A 16613-nucleotide genomic window follows, 5' to 3' on the forward strand; every position below is an offset into this window, starting at 1 on the left:
AGCGGATTCGAGGAGGTACGCACATATGAAATTACAGGGAAAACTATTACTTAACGCTCTAATCTCGCTACTTCTATGCCTTGCGCTGGTAGCTTATATCATTATGGAATTGCTTGGCATGAATGCTAAAAATCAAAATTTAGTACCTGCCATGCTCAAGGTTAGTGAACTAAATGCCAATCAGATTCAGATCCAACAGGCGCTTGATGTCTATTCGTTCTCTATGACGGCAGGTAATCAGGATGCGGTCAACCGTTTGCTTGAAGATGGTCAAACGATGATTCAGGAGCTTACGGACGGATTGCTAGAAACGGATCGGCAGCTTGAACTCATTCAGACGATCCAAACAAAATTAGCAACACTTAGTCAAGGTGCCACTGAAGCGATGAGCAGTATGAATAGTGCGGAAGCCAAACGCTACAGTACACGGGTTCGAGGTATACAGAATGACATCTATATGTTGGATGAGATAACCCGAGAACGGTACGATCAATATACTGTTGAACTGGAACGTAACATTCAGCAAACGTGGCAGGTTGCTCTCGGCGGTGCCATCGTATTGCTCGTTGCGGTCATGCTGTTCAATATGTACACTTCACGTCAGATCGCTAGGCGTATCGGTACGTTAAAAGTCGCCGCAGGGCAAATTGCCGACGGCGACCTGACCGGTCAATTACCCGAAGCCAAAGGCAAAGACGAGCTTGATGACCTCAGTCGCTCCTTCCGCCTAATGACCAGCAATATCCGCGGAATCATTCAATCTATTGGTACAGCCGGGAACCGTGTTGATCAAATGGCGCAGGATATCGATCGTGGCAATGATACGTCACAGGCGATTGTGCAGCAAGTCTCTCGTACCACCGAAGAGCTGTCGATTGGCAGCCAGAAAATTGCAGAGGACTTGAGCGAAACCGTGATGGTCGTAGACAAGATGCAGCACACCTTCAATAGCAACCTGGAGGCCACTTCCCAATCAGCTATAGATGGCCGTGAGGTATTGAATACCGTTGAGGAAGGCAATAAGGCGATCGCCGAACAACTTCGTCTCGCCGAAGTGAATCGTCTGGCGATGTCTGAGGTGGAACAAACGGTACTGGAACTAGAGGAAAGCGCCGAGCGCATCACCACCATGACTGGATACGTCTCGGAAATCGCGAAGCAGACGACGCTTCTATCGTTGAATGCCTCCATTGAGGCGGCTCGGGCAGGTGAAGCTGGACGTGGATTTGCTGTTGTCGCCAATGAGGTGAACAAGCTCGCCGAGCAGTCCGCCCAGTCGGTGAAACAGATCTATGCGGCTGTGGATGAGATTACGACATCTATGGAGAAGGTTAAGGGCTCTGTAGCACAAAGCATGCAGCTCTTTGCTCAGCAGGAAGAGGCCACTGGACAAACGCGGGAATCCTTCACTGCGATTCGCCAAAGTGCAGAGCGTATCAGTACAGGTATCCACCAGCTTGCCGAGGAGATGCAGCATTCGAATGAACTTAGTTCCCAAGTGCAGCATGCCATCGAAAACATCAGTGCCATCACCGAGCAATCGGCTGCGAGCAGTGAAGAGATTACAGCCTCTACGACGGAGCAACAGCGCTCCTTCGCTGAAGCAAGTCTTAAGGTGAAATCACTCCGTGAGATCAGTGCAGAGATGCATGAGGAGTTGCAGAGGTTTCGTTTATAGGTAGGCGTCGATAGATAGGCTTCGATAGGTAGGCGCTACATTAGACGTTCGTAAAGTAAGTGTATTTGGTACAGCTGGGTAGATAGCTTGGTAGTTTAAAGCGTACCTTTCGGATTGGTTCCGTGTATGGGGTTAAACATTAAGATTGAAGATTAGGGTGAACGAGCAGGTTGAATGTAAAGTTGATGACAAGCTTGTTTAAGTTAGGTTCTTCTGGTCGTAGTTTGGTTTGGCTTGATTTAGTTTAGCTGGATAAGCTGTGTTCATTAGAAGGATTTGCGTATACATGATGGAATAATGGAAAACCTCCCGTTTCTCTTGATGAGAGAGACGGGAGGTTTTCCAGTTTTATATGCGTTTGTTTGCGGTTTGTTGATGGTGATTGGTCGTGTATCCGGTTGGTTGCTGGTGTGATGCCCGTACGATAGGGGATATTATCCCACCCAGCGTGTGTTTGTGCCTGACCTCCCTTGTCTATGAAGCAGGGCAACGTGTGCTGGGAAATCGACATCACAGTGCGTCGATAATATCTCCCGCGAGCAGAGACGCTGGATCACCGCGGAGCAAGGCAGCTCGTTCGGCGGCTGCACCATGCAGATATACGCCGAACGCGGCAGCCTGCTCCGCGCTAAGCCCTTGGGCGAGTAGACCGGCGATCATGCCGGTCAATACGTCGCCGGCACCGCCAGTCGCCATGCCGGCGTGTCCGGTGGTGTTAATGTACGCCTCGCCGGATGGCGTTGCGATGACCGTTCGTGCTCCCTTGAGCACAAGGGTCACGCCCTGCTCGCGGGCGTACCGTGCAGCGTGTTCAATTCGATCACGCTGCACCTCAGGGGTCGATATGCCCAGCAATCGACCCATCTCGCCAGGGTGCGGCGTCAGTATTGTCGCCGCACTTCGCTTGCCCCAGTCGCGAGGCCCATGTGGGCCAGCGTCTGCCAGCATGTTGAGGGCGTCCGCGTCAATGACGAGCGGGCGATCCGTCTGTTGCCACAGACGGCGTAGCCAGTCTGTGTCGCCCTTGAAGCGGCCGAGCCCGGGGCCGGTCGCGAGCACGTCGCGGCTCTCCGCCAGGCGCAGCACAGCGTCTGCGGAAGCCGCGTTCCATTCGCCGCTGTCGCCATCGGCAGCGGCGGCGAGCATGAGCTCTGGCACGGTGCCGATGACATGCGGCAGCAGTGCCGCGGGCAGCGCCCATGTGGCGAGCCCGCAGCCTGCGCGCAGCGCGGCCTTCGCCGAGAGCAGGCCAGCGCCGCTCATCGGCAGACTTCCTGCGGCCAACAGTACGTGGCCGTAGGTGCCCTTGTGGCCGTCCGGTGCCCGGAGACGGCTAGTGTCCACGCGCAGCGCACCGCGCAGCACCTCGTCCGTCAACAGACGGACCGTGGTGCCATACTCTGGCGCAAGCCGCGTGGGAATGCCGATGGCGCGCACCACAATGCGCCCCGCGGCAGAAGCGCCCGGGTACTGCACCAGCCCACGCTTGAGCAGCGCGAGGCATACGGTCACCCGGGCTTGAATGCAGGGCTCGTATACCTCCCCGGTGTCGGCATTCAGCCCACTTGGCACATCGGCGGACACGACAGGCTTACCGCTGTCGTTCGCCGCCTCGATCAGCGCCGCGTAAGCTTCGCGCGGCGCCCCCCGCGAGCCGGTGCCCAGCAGTGCATCTACGATGCCTGTGCACCGGCTGAAGTCCACGGCTTCGCGCCCGTGGACAAGAGCAGGGATGCCGAGCTGCGCGGCGGCATCCCGTTGCACTGCGGCTTCGCCCCGCAGTGTCTCCGGTGCATCGGCGTAGACCACAGTCACGCCGAGCCCCGCTTCAACCAAATGGCGCGCCGCCACCAGCCCGTCGCCGCCATTATTGCCCTTGCCGATCAGCATGTACCACTGCTGATCACCGGGTTGCTCCATCACCAGCGCCGAATCGGCGGTGATGTCACCACCTCGTCCAGGCCAATCCCCGGGCCCTGTGTGCGCCCGGGTCTGTCCTCTTTTGGACTCATCCATACGCCCTGCTCTACCATGTATTTGCTCTTCCCGGCACAGCCGAATGACTTCTTCCGCAATAGCTCTTCCCGCATTCTCCATCAGACTTGCCGCAGGAATGCCTAGCGTATGAATCGTATGCTCGTCGATATTTCTCATCTGTTCAGCCGTAACGATAAACAACAACTCATCCCTCCCCAACCGCATTTCAAGGAATTCGTACCCTGTAATTAGGTCATGTCTCAAAACCCGCTGAAGTGCATCTTTTATCACCTTTTCGCACCCTACTTAGTCACTTTCCTTGCTTGGAACGAAGATTCGATTCAATCTGCGTCCTTCTGAGTTTTCAGACACGCCCTAGTAAGCTACCGTAAAGCGGGATTGAATAAATTGTGGATCATCCAGCTCGTCCACCAGAGCCGCTGCAAAGTCACCAACCGATATCGTGCTCTCGCCAAGATCGTCCGTTACAACACGATTCATCCCGATTCGGAACTGACCAGTTCGCTGTCCTGTCGTGATCGTCGCCGCCGGGCTCATATAGGTCCAGTTAATATCCGATTCCGCAAGGATCTCATATGCATCTGCATGAGCCTTCGCCAGCGGTTTGACTTCTTCAGGGAACCCTGGTGTGTCCATCAGCATTTCATTTGAATCCGTCAGCAAACTCCCGGCTCCACCTACGACAACAAGACGAGAAGCTTTACCACGTCGAACACCCTCAATAAGGGAACGTGTAACTTCAAGCAACTCTTCCTCGGAACCAAATTTCGGGCCATAAGCACTCACTACCGCTTCCTGACCTGCTGTAAAATCAGCCACCTGATCCGGGTTAAGCAAATCTCCTTGTTCAACACGTAGACGCTCATGCTTCATCTCAACCTTTGATGGATCACGCACAATCGCAGTCACTTCATGCCCACGATCCATCAACTCCCACAAGATTGTCTTTCCAATTGCTCCGGTTGCTCCAAAAATAGCTACTTTCATATCTAATCCCTCTTTTCTATATATTTCATTATGCGAATGTACCGTTATTGTGATACCCATTCCTACTATTATAACCTTAAACGGCTCACGCCATCTTAAACCGAACAGGCTCGCTTGTAAACGGGGAATACCGATGAATTCATCCAGCCCTCTATTATTGCCCCTTCAAGCACCGACAACCTGGAACATTCCATGGGTGTTAGCTAAGGTAATTCGCACAAACCGCAATAACTCAATGAAGTATACATTCGGTAATGACAAAAAAAGCCGCAAATGCGGCCTCCTATAGCCTATCGATTAATTTGGCGATCGTTCATTTCAAAAAATCAAACCAGCCCATGCTGAATCACACCATACACCAACTCAATTTTAATGCAATCCTGCAAGTAAACAGCGGTTCTCTATTCTGTATCTGGAATACCCTAGACAGTTTTCCCATGGTCATCTTGTAACCTCACTCATTATGTATGTACGGTTTAGAACAAACTATCCTTCTTGTCTCCACCACATACCTTCTGATTGCGGGCTTGTATACTCGAAGCCAAACTGAGCATACAACTGATCCGCTGGAACATCTGCAAGTAAGCTCACCAGGGCGCGGGCAGGTACATTCTCTTTTAGATACTTCATGATCTCGTTCATGATCAGCTTGCCATACCCTTTTCCCTGCTCATCTGGATGTACAACGATATCGACCACTTGATAGAAACAACCATCGTCTCCCACTACTCGTCCCATACCAATAAGTACATCATCTTGGCGCAAACACACAGCAAATAGACTATTCGGCAATCCTCGCTCAGCGCCTTCACGGCTTCTTGGACTCATCCCTGCGATCTCTCGCAACGATAAATACTCGGCTACGGCAGGTGGTGCGTGTTCAACGATAACGTGATCCATGAAATAACCCCTCCCCAATATACTTAATTACAATTGTACTCTTGTTACCTTATGCCATGATTTTAACAATAACACAGGTGGAATATAAGTAGGCATCATCCATTGATACGATAGGTCTATCAGTAACTGACCGAGCCACAACCTCCCTTGATCATCCACCTGCATCTTCCACGATCCACTAGCCACGGTCTTCCCCTGATCTACAAGTTCGCGTGCATCGTCGTAACAATATTCTTCTCCCTTGTTCCGTTCAATCTCTTCAAGAGCTGTACCATATAAACGCTGCTGCCCTTCTTCCATTCCATCTTTCTGCTTGAACTCAACTACTTCCTGTGTAATAGTGAGAGAAGCTTATATTACCGGGATTTATGCTACGCCCAACTTTCGTACAAAGGAGGAACAACGGTGCTACAACGTTGGATGCTTTTTCTGTTCTCATATCCAGGCTTCGTAGCCTTATTGCTCGGAATTATTGCCATCTTCCTAGGCATATACATATGGTCTGCCACCGAAATTAGACGAAGTCGAGAACGACGAACACAAGCGATACGAGATACATTATACATAACGACACCACTGCTCGGGCAACTCACTTTTATTGAAAATACACAATCTACACGCACGAAAGCCGAACAGCACGAATTGCTTAACGCCATGCTGGCGTGCAGAACAGCCGTTAGCCTATCACCACAGCTTCAGGATCAGATTCATAGCTGCATTCAAGACCCCGATCCTGCGCGGCTAACCTTGATGCACAGAGCCTTGGAGCGAGAAAGCTCCAGCCTATCGGAAGAACTTCGCAGCCAGGCACACTCGGTGCATTGGTGGGAAGCCGTCTGGAATGTGATTCGACCTGCGGTCGAGCCTCTAGCTGTAGCAGCATTGCTGTATCTGATCGCTGATTTCATCATTGTTCAGCAAGGACTGAATCAACCATTCTGGCATGGCTGGGTCAACGCATTGTTCTGGATTCGCTTCATCTCTCTATGTATTACAGTGCTCTATGGTTATCTGCTCTTGGCTAGTCCTCGCCGCAGGACACCAGGTGCATCCGGCACGATGACCAAGGTGTTATATGCGCTCATTGCACTCTGCTCTCTCCTGCACCTCATTGGACCCGTGGCCGCTCCTTATACACTAGGCTTGCAGCTCATATTGTTCGTGTCTGGTTTCCGTCTGACAGGTACAAGTTCTCGCAGTGAACGTCCTTACGCCGGGCATACAGAGCTAGAACCGGCAAAGGAGGCTTCTACGGAGACCGAAGTGAACACAACGCGCAAGTCTGGTGCCAAAGTAGACGACTAGTACAGGCTCGCTGGACTACATTCGCAGTGATCTATCAAACATCACGGCACAACAATAGACCGATCTGTAAGGCCGGTTAATCCACAGTATCCACTATACAAAACAAAGAGAAGCTCGCAACCTGCGGCTTCTCTTTGTTTTACCCGTCATCCAAACTCTTTGCGCGAAACAGTTCTGCTGGAGACATCCTAAACAATCTAGTGATACATCTTCTCATGCGTCACCCTTGCCCCGCAACACTCCATCTCAATGCATCATACTATCCCTTCGCACCGCTGGCATTGGAGCCGCGCAATGAACGAGGCGTGTTGTTCCGTGCAGCACCGCCGGATTTGGAGGCGCTACTTGTCGGTGTATTTTCAAAACGCTTACGTTCTGTTCGCTCCATCTGTACAATCTGACCCTCGTGTACCACGATGTGCAGCGACCCAAACTCCATGTCATTGAGCTGTCCAGCGATTCTGTCCATCCATACCTCATCCACTTTCAACGGCTTAGCCATAGAGCCGCCTCCTCTTCTCGGGCTGTGCCCGCAATATTACTTGAACACGCACTTATATCCATCCGACTTATAAAACATTCTTATCCAACCTATATACTTGGATTATACAATATCAGGGCTTCCAGTAGCTGTCAATCGGTATTTTCCGTTAACCGGTTAAGGATTCTTTTTTACCGTACTTAGCCTTCACTCATCGTTCGCTCACATTCTTATGCCCGAGCCAGCTCTTAACCAATAATGTCGCCAGAGCAAGTATCAGCAGCAATGAAGCGACGGCGAAAGACGCCGAGAATTGATATTCGTTATACAAAATCTCGACATGCAGCGGCAGTGTGTTGGTCTCACCACGAATATGTCCAGATACAACGGATACCGCCCCGAACTCGCCCATCGCGCGAGCATTACACAGAATAATCCCGTAGAGCAGTCCCCACTTAATATTGGGTAACGTCACGTTCCAGAAGATCCGCCATCCTGAGGCTCCGAGCGTCACTGCCGCTTCCTCTTCGCGGGTTCCCTGATCCTCCATGAGGGGGATTAATTCCCTGGCGACGAAGGGAAATGTGATGAACAGCGTCGCCAGCACGATGCCTGGCAGTGCAAAAATTATTTTGATATCATGCTCAGCCAGCCATGGGCCGAACCAACCATTAGAGCCAAACACCAATACAAAGATCAACCCGCCGACAACGGGAGAAATGGAGAAAGGAAGGTCGATTAACGTGATCATGATTCCTTTACCCCGGAACTGGAACTTCGTAATGACCCAAGCTGCTGCCACACCAAATATCGTATTGAGTGGCACCGTAATTGCTGCAACGAGCAGCGTCAGCTTCAGAGCAGACATCGCATCAGGCTCAGTCAGAGCGGCGATATAGACTCCCCATCCTTGCTTCAATGCCTCCATTAAGACGATGACCAGTGGCAAAATAAGCAACCACAACAATACTAGACCTGCCAATCCAATTAACAGCCATTTGACCCAAGGAGCCTCCGTGGTTGCACGGTTTGGCCCAGGGCCACTTGGTATGCGCGAAGCAGGACTCAGCGGAACAGAACCCGCCATACGCTGCACCTCCTTCAGTGTGGTAAGTGAAAAGCTACCATCAGATAACAACCTATTGAATGCCTAGATATTCCCGCGGCTCTTGCACACGGTGGATATAGCATTCGTTAGGGCGCACCGATTCGAATCTGTTACGCCCTGCCTGCCTTCCGGCTCCATCGTTGCAAGGAGTTAATGACCAGCAACAGGATAAATGAAACCAGCAACAGCAGCAAAGCGACAGCCGTAGCTCCTGCGTAATCAAACTGTTCAAGCTTCGCCATAATGAGCAGCGGCGCAATCTCCGTTTTCATCGGCATATTGCCTGAAATAAACACGACCGAGCCAAATTCTCCAATACCTCGGGCAAACGCCAACGCGAAGCCTGTCAGCAGTGGGGGAATAAGATCAGGAAGTAGAATGGTACGGAATATCCGCCATCTTCCTGCCCCTAACGTTGCAGCCGCCTCTTCAACCTCGGCCTCCAGCTCTTCTAATACCGGTTGCACCGTTCGAACGACAAATGGAATACCGATAAACATCAGAGCTAGCGTAATGCCTGCTTGAGAGTAGGCCAATTTGATGCCCAGAGGCTCCATAAACTGCCCAATCCAGCCGTTGCCGGCGTACAGTGCCGTAAGAGCAACCCCTGCCACCGCTGTTGGCAACGCAAAAGGTAGATCAATCACGGCATCAAAGAGCCGTTTACCCGGAAATTCATACCGCACCAATACCCATGCCAAGAGCAGCCCTAATCCCAGATTGATTAGAGCCGCCACACCTGCGGTCAGGAAGCTGACCTTAAATGAAGCGAGCACTCGGGGATTCGTGGCTGTCTCCACCAGCATAGACCAGGTCAAACCTGTGGAGTTAAACACCAGGGCTGTCAGCGGGATCAATACAACAAGGCTGAGGTAAAATACGCTGTATCCCATCGTTAACCCGAATCCCGGAAGCGTGCGCCTCCGGGTTGCTATTACCTTGCTCATGAACGTCATCCTCTCTTGCCTTCAGCCGGTCAGGCTGGTTGGCTCCTTGCCATAGGATCGAGTACAGATTACCCAAACTTAACTGCCTGGAACGTAAATTTGGTCAAAGACCCCGCCATCATTGAAATGTTTAGCCTGTGTATCACGCCATGTACCGAATACATCGTTCAGCGTGAATAGCTCCAGGTCAGGGAACTGATCCTTGAACTTCTCGGCCACGGTATCCAGTGTTGGACGGTAATAGTTTTCGGCCGCGATCGTCTGTCCTTCCTCACTGTACAGATATTTCAGGTAAGCATCAGCAACTTCACGGCTTCCTTTTTTGTCGACGTTTTTATCCACGACAGCTACCGGAGGCTCAGCCAGAATACTCACGGAAGGAACGACAATATCGAATTTATCCGGACCCAGCTCCTTCACGGACAAGAACGCTTCATTCTCCCAAGCCAGCAGAACATCCCCAAGTCCACGTTCTACAAACGTTGTTGTAGCTCCGCGGGCACCTGAATCCAGTACAGGTGCATGCTTGAACAGCTCACTGACAAAAGCTTTTGCTGCCTCCTCGTCATTGTTATTCTTCTTGAGCGCATACCCCCAAGCTGCGAGATAGTTCCAGCGGGCTCCGCCAGATGTTTTTGGATTCGGTGTAATGACCTGAGTATCACCCTTAATTAGATCATCCCAGTCTTTGATGCCTTTTGGATTGCCTTTCCTTACCAGGAATACAATCGTGGATGTATATGGGGAGCTGTTATGCTCATATTTATCTTGCCAGCCTTCGTTAATGAGACCTTTGTCTTCAATTGCATCAATGTCATAGCCCAGTGCCAGTGTAACCACGTCTGCGTCCAAGCCATCAATGACGGAGCGGCTCTGTTTACCCGAACCACCATGAGACTGTTTAATGGTCACGTCCTGACCCTTTTCCTTCTGCCAGTACGCCGCAAACGCCTTGTTATATTGCTCGTAGAGCTCACGTGTTGGATCATAAGATACATTCAGCAATTCAATGGCCTTCGGGCTATCGCCACCACTATCCTGCCCTCCAGATGTTCCAGTTGCACTAGAATCGCCGCCATTTGCTCCGCAACCTGCCAGCACGCCTGTCAACACCAGTGCCAGACCAAATAGAATACCTTTTTGAACTCTCTTTTTCATCAATAACACTCCCCCTGTGGATCTGCGTGACTACATGAACAGGCTGAACAGCTTGGAACCACCGAAAAACAAATAACGGAGGGACACCTGTACACACCTCTCCCTCACAAAGTCATGCCGGCTCGCTGCCGTGTATGCTTTATCTCGGTCGATGTGCTGCGGTGTTCCTCCGTCGATACGGTGAGAACGTTATTCTGTTCAGAAGACATTCTGTGCTGCTGGACTGAATCATGAAGAAGTTCATCATGTTACACAGTCTTTTTAATTATTCCTACCTGTTTAGTAAGTTATATGTATCATAAGGGTAGCCCTTATACCTGTCAAACGTTTTTTCCGATTTTTGCCCAATTCATTTTACAACTGGAAAAAAGCCAAAAAAGGAATAGGGTTCGTATACCCTATTCCTTCCAACGATCTCTGAGCCATATTCGATACGTTACTAACGTTACTGATATAACTGAATTATGAGAATCTCAGACAGAATACAATGCGCCGAGAGGCTTGTCACCTATTGTCCTGCAATGCGAATATTCGGCATCGGAGGTGGATTCATGCCTTCTCCCAAATAGAAGCCCGTATGTGGCGGCTGATTATAGGCTACATTTTGCCAAGCTACGCCCAGACGGTACACTGGATCATGCATCAACGTGTGGATTCGTTTGTCCGTGAGTGCGGTTGTCGTATAAATACGGAGTGCCGAGCTATCGTTGGTTCGCCATACCACTTCCTCTCTCCAGTCGCCCAACAGATCCGCTTGAAGGTTCGGCGTAGACTTCGTTCCGTTGTTGGAGGAAACTCCTGAGGCAGTTAGCAGATTCATCGTCCGTCCATTCGCATAATCCCATTTGTCGATACGGTTACTGTCTAATAGTTCGCGAAGCAGATCACCATCCCACCAGATGCCAAAATTCGTAGACGAAGGTACGGTTGTCCCGATTCTCTGCCCTTTCGCTGTATACAGCGCACCGTTCGCCCATACTTCAGCTCCTCTATACCTTGGATCGATATCTGCAGCCATGCCGCGTCCAATATCCTTCGTTGTTGGTATACCCCAGATCAACTGACCTGTTCCTGCATCGCGGAATTCAATGCCTGCATTAGACGGTGTCTCATGAACCTGGAATACCTCCATCCCTGGGCGATCTGGATCCAGATCACTCAGATGCATGGCATCGCCATGATGCAGCCCAGTGGTATACAAACCTTTTCCATCATGATCGACTGCCATCGCACCATAGATAATCTCGTCTTTCCCGTCGTTATCCACATCCGCCACACTTAGATTATGATTCCCCTGTCCAGCGTAGCCTGAGTTGCCTGGAGTGTTCGAATCAAACGTCCATTGCTTCGTCAATTGTCCGTTCCGCCAATTATATGCCACGAGCACTGTCCGGGTGTAGTAGCCTCGTGCCATAACTAGACTTGGTCGCTCTCCATCCAAATAAGCAATCGTAGCTAGAAAACGATCCACGCGGTTACCATAATTATCTCCCCAACTCGATACAGTGCCGCGTGCAGGCTCATAATTGACCGTGGTGAGCGCTTTACCTGTCTGTCCATTGAAGACCGTTAGAAACTCTGGCCCTGACAACACATATCCGCTGCTGTTCCGATAATCCTTACTCGCATCTCCGATTACTGTACCTACACCATCTTTGGTGCCATCCGCGGTTTTCATCGCCACCTCAGCCTTGCCGTCTCCATCCAGGTCATAGACCATGAACTGTGTGTAATGTGCGCCTGCTCGGATGTTTTTGCCGAGACTGATCCGCCATAGTCGGGTTCCATTCAATTTGTAGGCATCGATAAATACTTCCCCTGTGTAACCACTCTGCGAGTTATCCTTGGAATTGGAAGGATCCCACTTCACGATGAGCTCATACTCGCCGTCCCCATCCAGATCACCTGCACTGGCATCGTTGGCACTGTAGGTATATGCAACTCCATCCGGGGTTGTCCCACCAGCGGGAACACTAAGAGGAACGTTCAGATAATTATTTCCCCACACACTTGCTACCTTGGAAGCCGCTTGCTCTGTCCCGCCTACGACTGCTCGAACCGTGTATTTGGAGTTGTTCGTTCCACTGGCATCCTGAAGGTTAGTACTGTTCGTGATCGGTGAAGCGTTCACCTTCGTGCCATCCCGATATACATTAAAAGAAACATTCGAACCTTCCGTACCGAGTAACCGCCAGCTCACAAAGACCCCATTCCCCGTCTTCACCGCCACAACTCCGCGGTCTAGAAATTCCATCTGACGTGCTCCTGCTGCATGAGTCACCGACGGAGCTGATAGACCTAGAGATGTAACAAGCAATGCTGAACTTAGTAGAGTAATGCCTGCCGTTCGCAACGTGCGCTTCCATGACGATCGATTGACCATACCATTAGCCTCCCCAAATGTGTTGGTAAGCCCGATGCTCTGTAGCGCATCTGTATTGTAAGCGCTTTAATGTATACCATTTTAAATTAAACATTTAATTCCATCTATAGGACTTAATTAGTAACTTTCATTTGTTGTGCCGGGGAAATGGTTTGTTGTATTTATGCGATCTATGTATGTGTGTTACAATTTATATTAAACTCCTATTATTATCCATTCTATATTTGAAGGAAGGAGAGCCTCTATGAAGATCTACTATCAGGTGATGATGTCATTAAACGTAGTGTTAATGCTCGTATGTGGATTGTTATACCCTTACTATGCGATTCAAGAGGATAAGAAGCAGTATTTTCTTTATGCTGTTCTATTCGTAATTATTCTAATGCTTGATTATAGAAGAAATCGAAGAAAACTCAGCCAAATTGCATCTGTTGTCAGATAGCTATATAAATAACAAAGCTGTAAAATCACGTGCGTACACATGATCTCACAGCTTATATGTGTTGTTCAGTATTCGTCGATTGTAGCAGAGAATATCTTAATCTACAGGCACAATACATACCGGACGTGGAACTTCCAGCTTGAAGCCGGTGTGTGTGAGTCTTCCATCCTCGCGATCCATCTGGAATGCAACGATATTGTTGCTGTCCTGGTTGGTTACGAGCAGTATTCCCCCTGGCAGCACATTGAAGTTTCGCGGAGTCTGTCCCAGTGTGGAAGTCCAATCCACCGCTTCAAGCTCACCGGATTCCTGATCAATATGATAGAGAACAATACTATCATCTCCACGGTTGGAGGCGTATAGGAAACGTCCACAAGGGGAGATTCGGATATCCGCAGCCGTGCCTTCTCCCGTATGTCCTTCAGGAAGAGTGGATATATGCTGCACTGTGTTAAACTCCCCCCTGCGCGCATCGTACATAAATGCAGTCACCGTATTATTGAGCTCATTAATGACATAGGCCCATTTGCCATTCTCGTGAAACACGAGATGTCTTGGCCCTGAACCCGGAGGTTGATTCGTCTCCCGGTGTGTTACCAATCGACCTTCTTCCAGACGGTAGACAATGATCTGATCTAATCCCAGATCGCATACAACTGCATATTGTCCGGATGGATCTGGCTGAATGGAATGTGCATGAGGCCCTTCCTGACGGTCGTCGTTCAGCCCTCTTCCGGTATGCTCAATTAACGCACTCGTCTCATCTAACGTATCTTGATCCCCTACGGGAAATACGCTGACACTCCCACTACTGTAATTGGATGCGAGTACCCATTTGCCATCTGCCGTGACTGACACATAACAAGGCGAGGCTCCTTTGGTGCTTTTGCGATCCATAAGGTGCAACTCACCCGTGGAGATGTCCCGGCGGTAGACCAATACCTCTCCCTCATCCGTTTCACTTGCAACATATAGAGAGTCTTTACCCGGGCTTAAAGCCAAGTAAGATGGATTGTCCACCCCTGCCATATCATGTGCAATCCGCATCTCACCTGTATCCGAATTCAGCGCACCTACATAAATACCTGGTTGATCCGCTGATGCATAAGTTCCGATATAGAAAAACGTATCCTTGTTCACCACTTGTTCCATTCCTCCATCGCTCCTTATATGCTAAAATAAGTGCCTACATGCTAGGTCGTGCCTGAAAAATCCTTAACTTCAACGTTAATGTCTAACTTCAAAACTAAAATTCATATTGCTTCTCTGTTATGTACTTAACCAATTCTCTTTGTTGTCCTTCAGTTTCTAAGCTCAAGTTATTCTACCAAAGCTCATTTTGATAACGCTTGCGCAAATATCATTGACTCGTTTATTCTACCTCACCATAATACAAGTATGAAACCATATAACAGCTCATCTACCTTACGCAAATCCGACGGATTCCGTATGCAGAAACTAATCGTATTACCTGACCCGCTACTAGAGGAAGCCGCGGCTTATCCCGTAACGTCCGGTTTGTACGTTACTGACATTGGATACTTCCATGAGGCAGAGAACCATTACCGGGATCGACCGAAGGGCTGCCCCTCCCATATTTTAATGTATTGTACCGAAGGCACAGGATGGTACGCCACGGACGGTGGCAAAAGGCAGGATGTTAAAGCAGGCAGTCTCGTTGTTCTTCCTGCCCATGTCGCACATATCTATGGCGCATACTCAGCTGATCCCTGGAGTATCTATTGGATTCACTTACGTGGTGAACATGCCGCTGCCTATATGGAGCCACTGCTGGCTGAAAGTGTGTTAACTATGGCTCCGGCGAAAGCTCAGAAGTGGCTGGAACTATATCATGAATGTTATGGAGCATTGGAGACGGGTTATTCTTTACAAACGATGACGTACACCTCACAGATTGTTGGATATATGTTAGGCATGCTCGCTTACGGACATGGTACGGAGGGCAATATGATCAGCAGCAAACGAGCTGCCGAACAGTCTGTGCAATACATGCTAGAGCATTTGGAAAGCGGGGTCACACTCAAAGAATTGGCTGCACAAGCCAGCTTATCTGCCCCGCATTATTCACAACTGTTCAAGCAAGCGACAGGACATTCTCCAATTGATTATTTTCTAAGGCTTAAGATCCAACATTCCTGTCGTTACCTTGACTTTACCGATTGGACGGTGAAGCAGATTAGCTCGAAGCTTGGCTTCAAAGACCCGTATTATTTCTCACGGCTGTTCCGTAAAATGATTGGTCAATCACCCACCGACTATCGGAATAAGTCCAAAGGGTAGCTCAATTTTATATATCATAAAATATATATGGAAAATGCAGCAACCTTTTGCATGGAAGGGTCGTCTATAGGGGCAAATGACTTTAATACAAAGGGATACCCTTCCTAGAAAAGTGAGGCGACTTGATATGAAAAAAAATATAATTGCTTTGATGACTGCGGGAGCATTACTTACCTTATCTCTTGGTGCTACACCTATTCATGCTGCGCAAGGCGGATTCACAGATCTTCAGGGAGTTGCGGGAGCAGATAAAATCGAAGCATTGCATCAAGATGGTCTGATTAAAGGCGTGAGCGACAACCTGTTCAAACCAGAACAACAATTGAACACGGCTCAAGGCATACAGTTGCTTGCAGATGGACTGGATCTGAATCTGGATACGATCCGTTTTGTTAAAGAACCTCTCCCAAGTGATTCCTTCTCCAAGGTGCTTGATCATGTGTGGTACAGCAATGCCTTCATTCGTGCAAAATATAATGGCATCCAGATGGCTGATGATATCGATCCATCCAAACCGATGACTCGTGAGCAATTTACACTATTCATCATGCAAGGCATCGAAGCCAAAGGCGGCCTACCGATGATCAAGCTTCAACCTGTAGATATTACAGATGAGCAAGAGCTTACGCCTGAGTATCAAGGAGCAGTTCAACGTTCGTTAGCGTTCAAGATTAACACATTGGATGCCGAAGGCAATTTCCATCCCAAAGAGGCTATTACTCGCGCAGAAGCTGCTGTGATGATGTTCAATGCGATTGAACATATGGATAACTTTCACGCACCAGTAGTCCCCGAAACACCTGAAAAATAATTCAGCAGTAATCCCAATAACGGTAATGGGGTAACAGGCGCATTAAGCTAAATACAAAACAGCCGCATGTTCCCTCATTCGAGGAACATGCGGCTGTTTTTGTACACACCGTAT

At 49.5% G+C, this 16613-nt stretch carries 15 protein-coding genes; 5 read left to right on the top strand and 10 right to left on the bottom strand.

What is annotated here, in order from left to right; translation table 11 throughout:
* Window positions 1–25 precede the first annotated feature (25 nt).
* The gene (locus M3636_RS20770; RefSeq protein ID WP_251383855.1) at window positions 26–1678 is read left to right on the top strand and encodes a methyl-accepting chemotaxis protein; all 1653 of its coding nucleotides are present in this window, start codon (window positions 26–28) and stop codon (window positions 1676–1678) included.
* 510 nt (window positions 1679–2188) lie between these two features.
* Here the strand turns inward: M3636_RS20770 and M3636_RS20775 are convergent.
* The 4 genes from M3636_RS20775 to M3636_RS20790 form a co-directional block, all read right to left on the bottom strand.
* Complete coding sequence (locus tag M3636_RS20775; protein WP_251383856.1) at window positions 2189–3856, bottom strand: NAD(P)H-hydrate dehydratase; 1668 nt, start codon at window positions 3854–3856, stop codon at window positions 2189–2191.
* Window positions 3857–4030: 174 nt separating this feature from the next.
* A complete protein-coding gene (locus M3636_RS20780; RefSeq protein WP_251383857.1) occupies window positions 4031–4663 on the bottom strand; it encodes an NAD(P)-dependent oxidoreductase in 633 nt (210 codons plus the stop codon).
* A 486-nt stretch (window positions 4664–5149) separates the two neighbouring features.
* Window positions 5150–5563 (bottom strand): GNAT family N-acetyltransferase, encoded by a 414-nt coding sequence (locus tag M3636_RS20785; protein ID WP_145407964.1) that lies wholly within the window; start codon window positions 5561–5563, stop codon window positions 5150–5152.
* 27 nt (window positions 5564–5590) lie between these two features.
* On the bottom strand, window positions 5591–5863 hold the full coding sequence (locus tag M3636_RS20790) for a hypothetical protein (protein WP_251383858.1): 273 nt from the start codon (window positions 5861–5863) through the stop codon (window positions 5591–5593).
* A 105-nt stretch (window positions 5864–5968) separates the two neighbouring features.
* Between M3636_RS20790 and M3636_RS20795 the strand changes: the two genes are divergently transcribed.
* Window positions 5969–6868: a hypothetical protein gene (locus M3636_RS20795; protein WP_251383859.1), complete on the top strand. Its 900-nt coding sequence runs from the start codon at window positions 5969–5971 to the stop codon at window positions 6866–6868.
* 259 nt (window positions 6869–7127) lie between these two features.
* On the opposite strand, the gene M3636_RS20800 is transcribed toward M3636_RS20795, so the two are convergent.
* From M3636_RS20800 to M3636_RS20820, 5 genes are all read right to left on the bottom strand, one after another.
* Window positions 7128–7370: a YezD family protein gene (locus M3636_RS20800; protein ID WP_056704017.1), complete on the bottom strand. Its 243-nt coding sequence runs from the start codon at window positions 7368–7370 to the stop codon at window positions 7128–7130.
* Between the two features lie 190 nt (window positions 7371–7560).
* The gene (gene cysW / locus M3636_RS20805) at window positions 7561–8436 is read right to left on the bottom strand and encodes a sulfate ABC transporter permease subunit CysW (protein WP_056704014.1); all 876 of its coding nucleotides are present in this window, start codon (window positions 8434–8436) and stop codon (window positions 7561–7563) included.
* Window positions 8437–8567: 131 nt separating this feature from the next.
* The gene (gene cysT, locus M3636_RS20810; RefSeq protein ID WP_128100070.1) at window positions 8568–9404 is read right to left on the bottom strand and encodes a sulfate ABC transporter permease subunit CysT; all 837 of its coding nucleotides are present in this window, start codon (window positions 9402–9404) and stop codon (window positions 8568–8570) included.
* A gap of 78 nt (window positions 9405–9482) precedes the next feature.
* Complete coding sequence (locus tag M3636_RS20815) at window positions 9483–10562, bottom strand: sulfate ABC transporter substrate-binding protein (RefSeq protein ID WP_128100069.1); 1080 nt, start codon at window positions 10560–10562, stop codon at window positions 9483–9485.
* 508 nt (window positions 10563–11070) lie between these two features.
* Complete coding sequence (locus tag M3636_RS20820; RefSeq protein ID WP_251383860.1) at window positions 11071–12945, bottom strand: rhamnogalacturonan lyase; 1875 nt, start codon at window positions 12943–12945, stop codon at window positions 11071–11073.
* Between the two features lie 244 nt (window positions 12946–13189).
* Here M3636_RS20820 and M3636_RS20825 point away from each other — a divergent pair, with 244 nt between their 5' ends.
* A complete protein-coding gene (locus tag M3636_RS20825; RefSeq protein ID WP_128100067.1) occupies window positions 13190–13387 on the top strand; it encodes a hypothetical protein in 198 nt (65 codons plus the stop codon).
* A 96-nt stretch (window positions 13388–13483) separates the two neighbouring features.
* Here the strand turns inward: M3636_RS20825 and M3636_RS20830 are convergent, their stop codons facing one another.
* On the bottom strand, window positions 13484–14539 hold the full coding sequence (locus M3636_RS20830) for a lactonase family protein (RefSeq protein ID WP_251383861.1): 1056 nt from the start codon (window positions 14537–14539) through the stop codon (window positions 13484–13486).
* A 297-nt stretch (window positions 14540–14836) separates the two neighbouring features.
* Here M3636_RS20830 and M3636_RS20835 point away from each other — a divergent pair, with 297 nt between their 5' ends.
* Together M3636_RS20835 and M3636_RS20840 are read left to right on the top strand one after the other, a co-directional pair.
* A complete protein-coding gene (locus tag M3636_RS20835; RefSeq protein ID WP_251383862.1) occupies window positions 14837–15688 on the top strand; it encodes an AraC family transcriptional regulator in 852 nt (283 codons plus the stop codon).
* Window positions 15689–15815: 127 nt separating this feature from the next.
* Window positions 15816–16499 carry an S-layer homology domain-containing protein gene (locus M3636_RS20840; RefSeq protein WP_128100064.1) on the top strand — a complete coding sequence of 228 codons (684 nt, stop codon included), beginning with the start codon at window positions 15816–15818 and terminating at the stop codon, window positions 16497–16499.
* The last annotated feature ends 114 nt before the right edge of the window (window positions 16500–16613 follow it).

Source organism: Paenibacillus sp. MER 99-2 (assembly GCF_023714095.1).
Lineage (GTDB): Bacteria > Bacillota > Bacilli > Paenibacillales > Paenibacillaceae > Paenibacillus.

What these genes read in the sequence shown, in the direction of transcription:
- M3636_RS20800 (WP_056704017.1), bottom strand. Translation starts at nt 7,370, where the DNA reads ATGGCTAAGCCGTTGAAAGTGGATGAGGTATGGATGGACAGAATCGCT.
- M3636_RS20840 (WP_128100064.1), top strand. Translation starts at nt 15,816, where the DNA reads ATGAAAAAAAATATAATTGCTTTGATGACTGCGGGAGCATTACTTACC.
- M3636_RS20815 (WP_128100069.1), bottom strand. Translation starts at nt 10,562, where the DNA reads ATGAAAAAGAGAGTTCAAAAAGGTATTCTATTTGGTCTGGCACTGGTG.
- cysW (WP_056704014.1), bottom strand. Translation starts at nt 8,436, where the DNA reads ATGGCGGGTTCTGTTCCGCTGAGTCCTGCTTCGCGCATACCAAGTGGC.
- M3636_RS20835 (WP_251383862.1), top strand. Translation starts at nt 14,837, where the DNA reads ATGCAGAAACTAATCGTATTACCTGACCCGCTACTAGAGGAAGCCGCG.
- M3636_RS20830 (WP_251383861.1), bottom strand. Translation starts at nt 14,539, where the DNA reads ATGGAACAAGTGGTGAACAAGGATACGTTTTTCTATATCGGAACTTAT.
- M3636_RS20825 (WP_128100067.1), top strand. Translation starts at nt 13,190, where the DNA reads ATGAAGATCTACTATCAGGTGATGATGTCATTAAACGTAGTGTTAATG.
- M3636_RS20820 (WP_251383860.1), bottom strand. Translation starts at nt 12,945, where the DNA reads ATGGTCAATCGATCGTCATGGAAGCGCACGTTGCGAACGGCAGGCATT.
- M3636_RS20790 (WP_251383858.1), bottom strand. Translation starts at nt 5,863, where the DNA reads ATGGAAGAAGGGCAGCAGCGTTTATATGGTACAGCTCTTGAAGAGATT.
- M3636_RS20770 (WP_251383855.1), top strand. Translation starts at nt 26, where the DNA reads ATGAAATTACAGGGAAAACTATTACTTAACGCTCTAATCTCGCTACTT.
- cysT (WP_128100070.1), bottom strand. Translation starts at nt 9,404, where the DNA reads ATGAGCAAGGTAATAGCAACCCGGAGGCGCACGCTTCCGGGATTCGGG.
- M3636_RS20785 (WP_145407964.1), bottom strand. Translation starts at nt 5,563, where the DNA reads ATGGATCACGTTATCGTTGAACACGCACCACCTGCCGTAGCCGAGTAT.
- M3636_RS20780 (WP_251383857.1), bottom strand. Translation starts at nt 4,663, where the DNA reads ATGAAAGTAGCTATTTTTGGAGCAACCGGAGCAATTGGAAAGACAATC.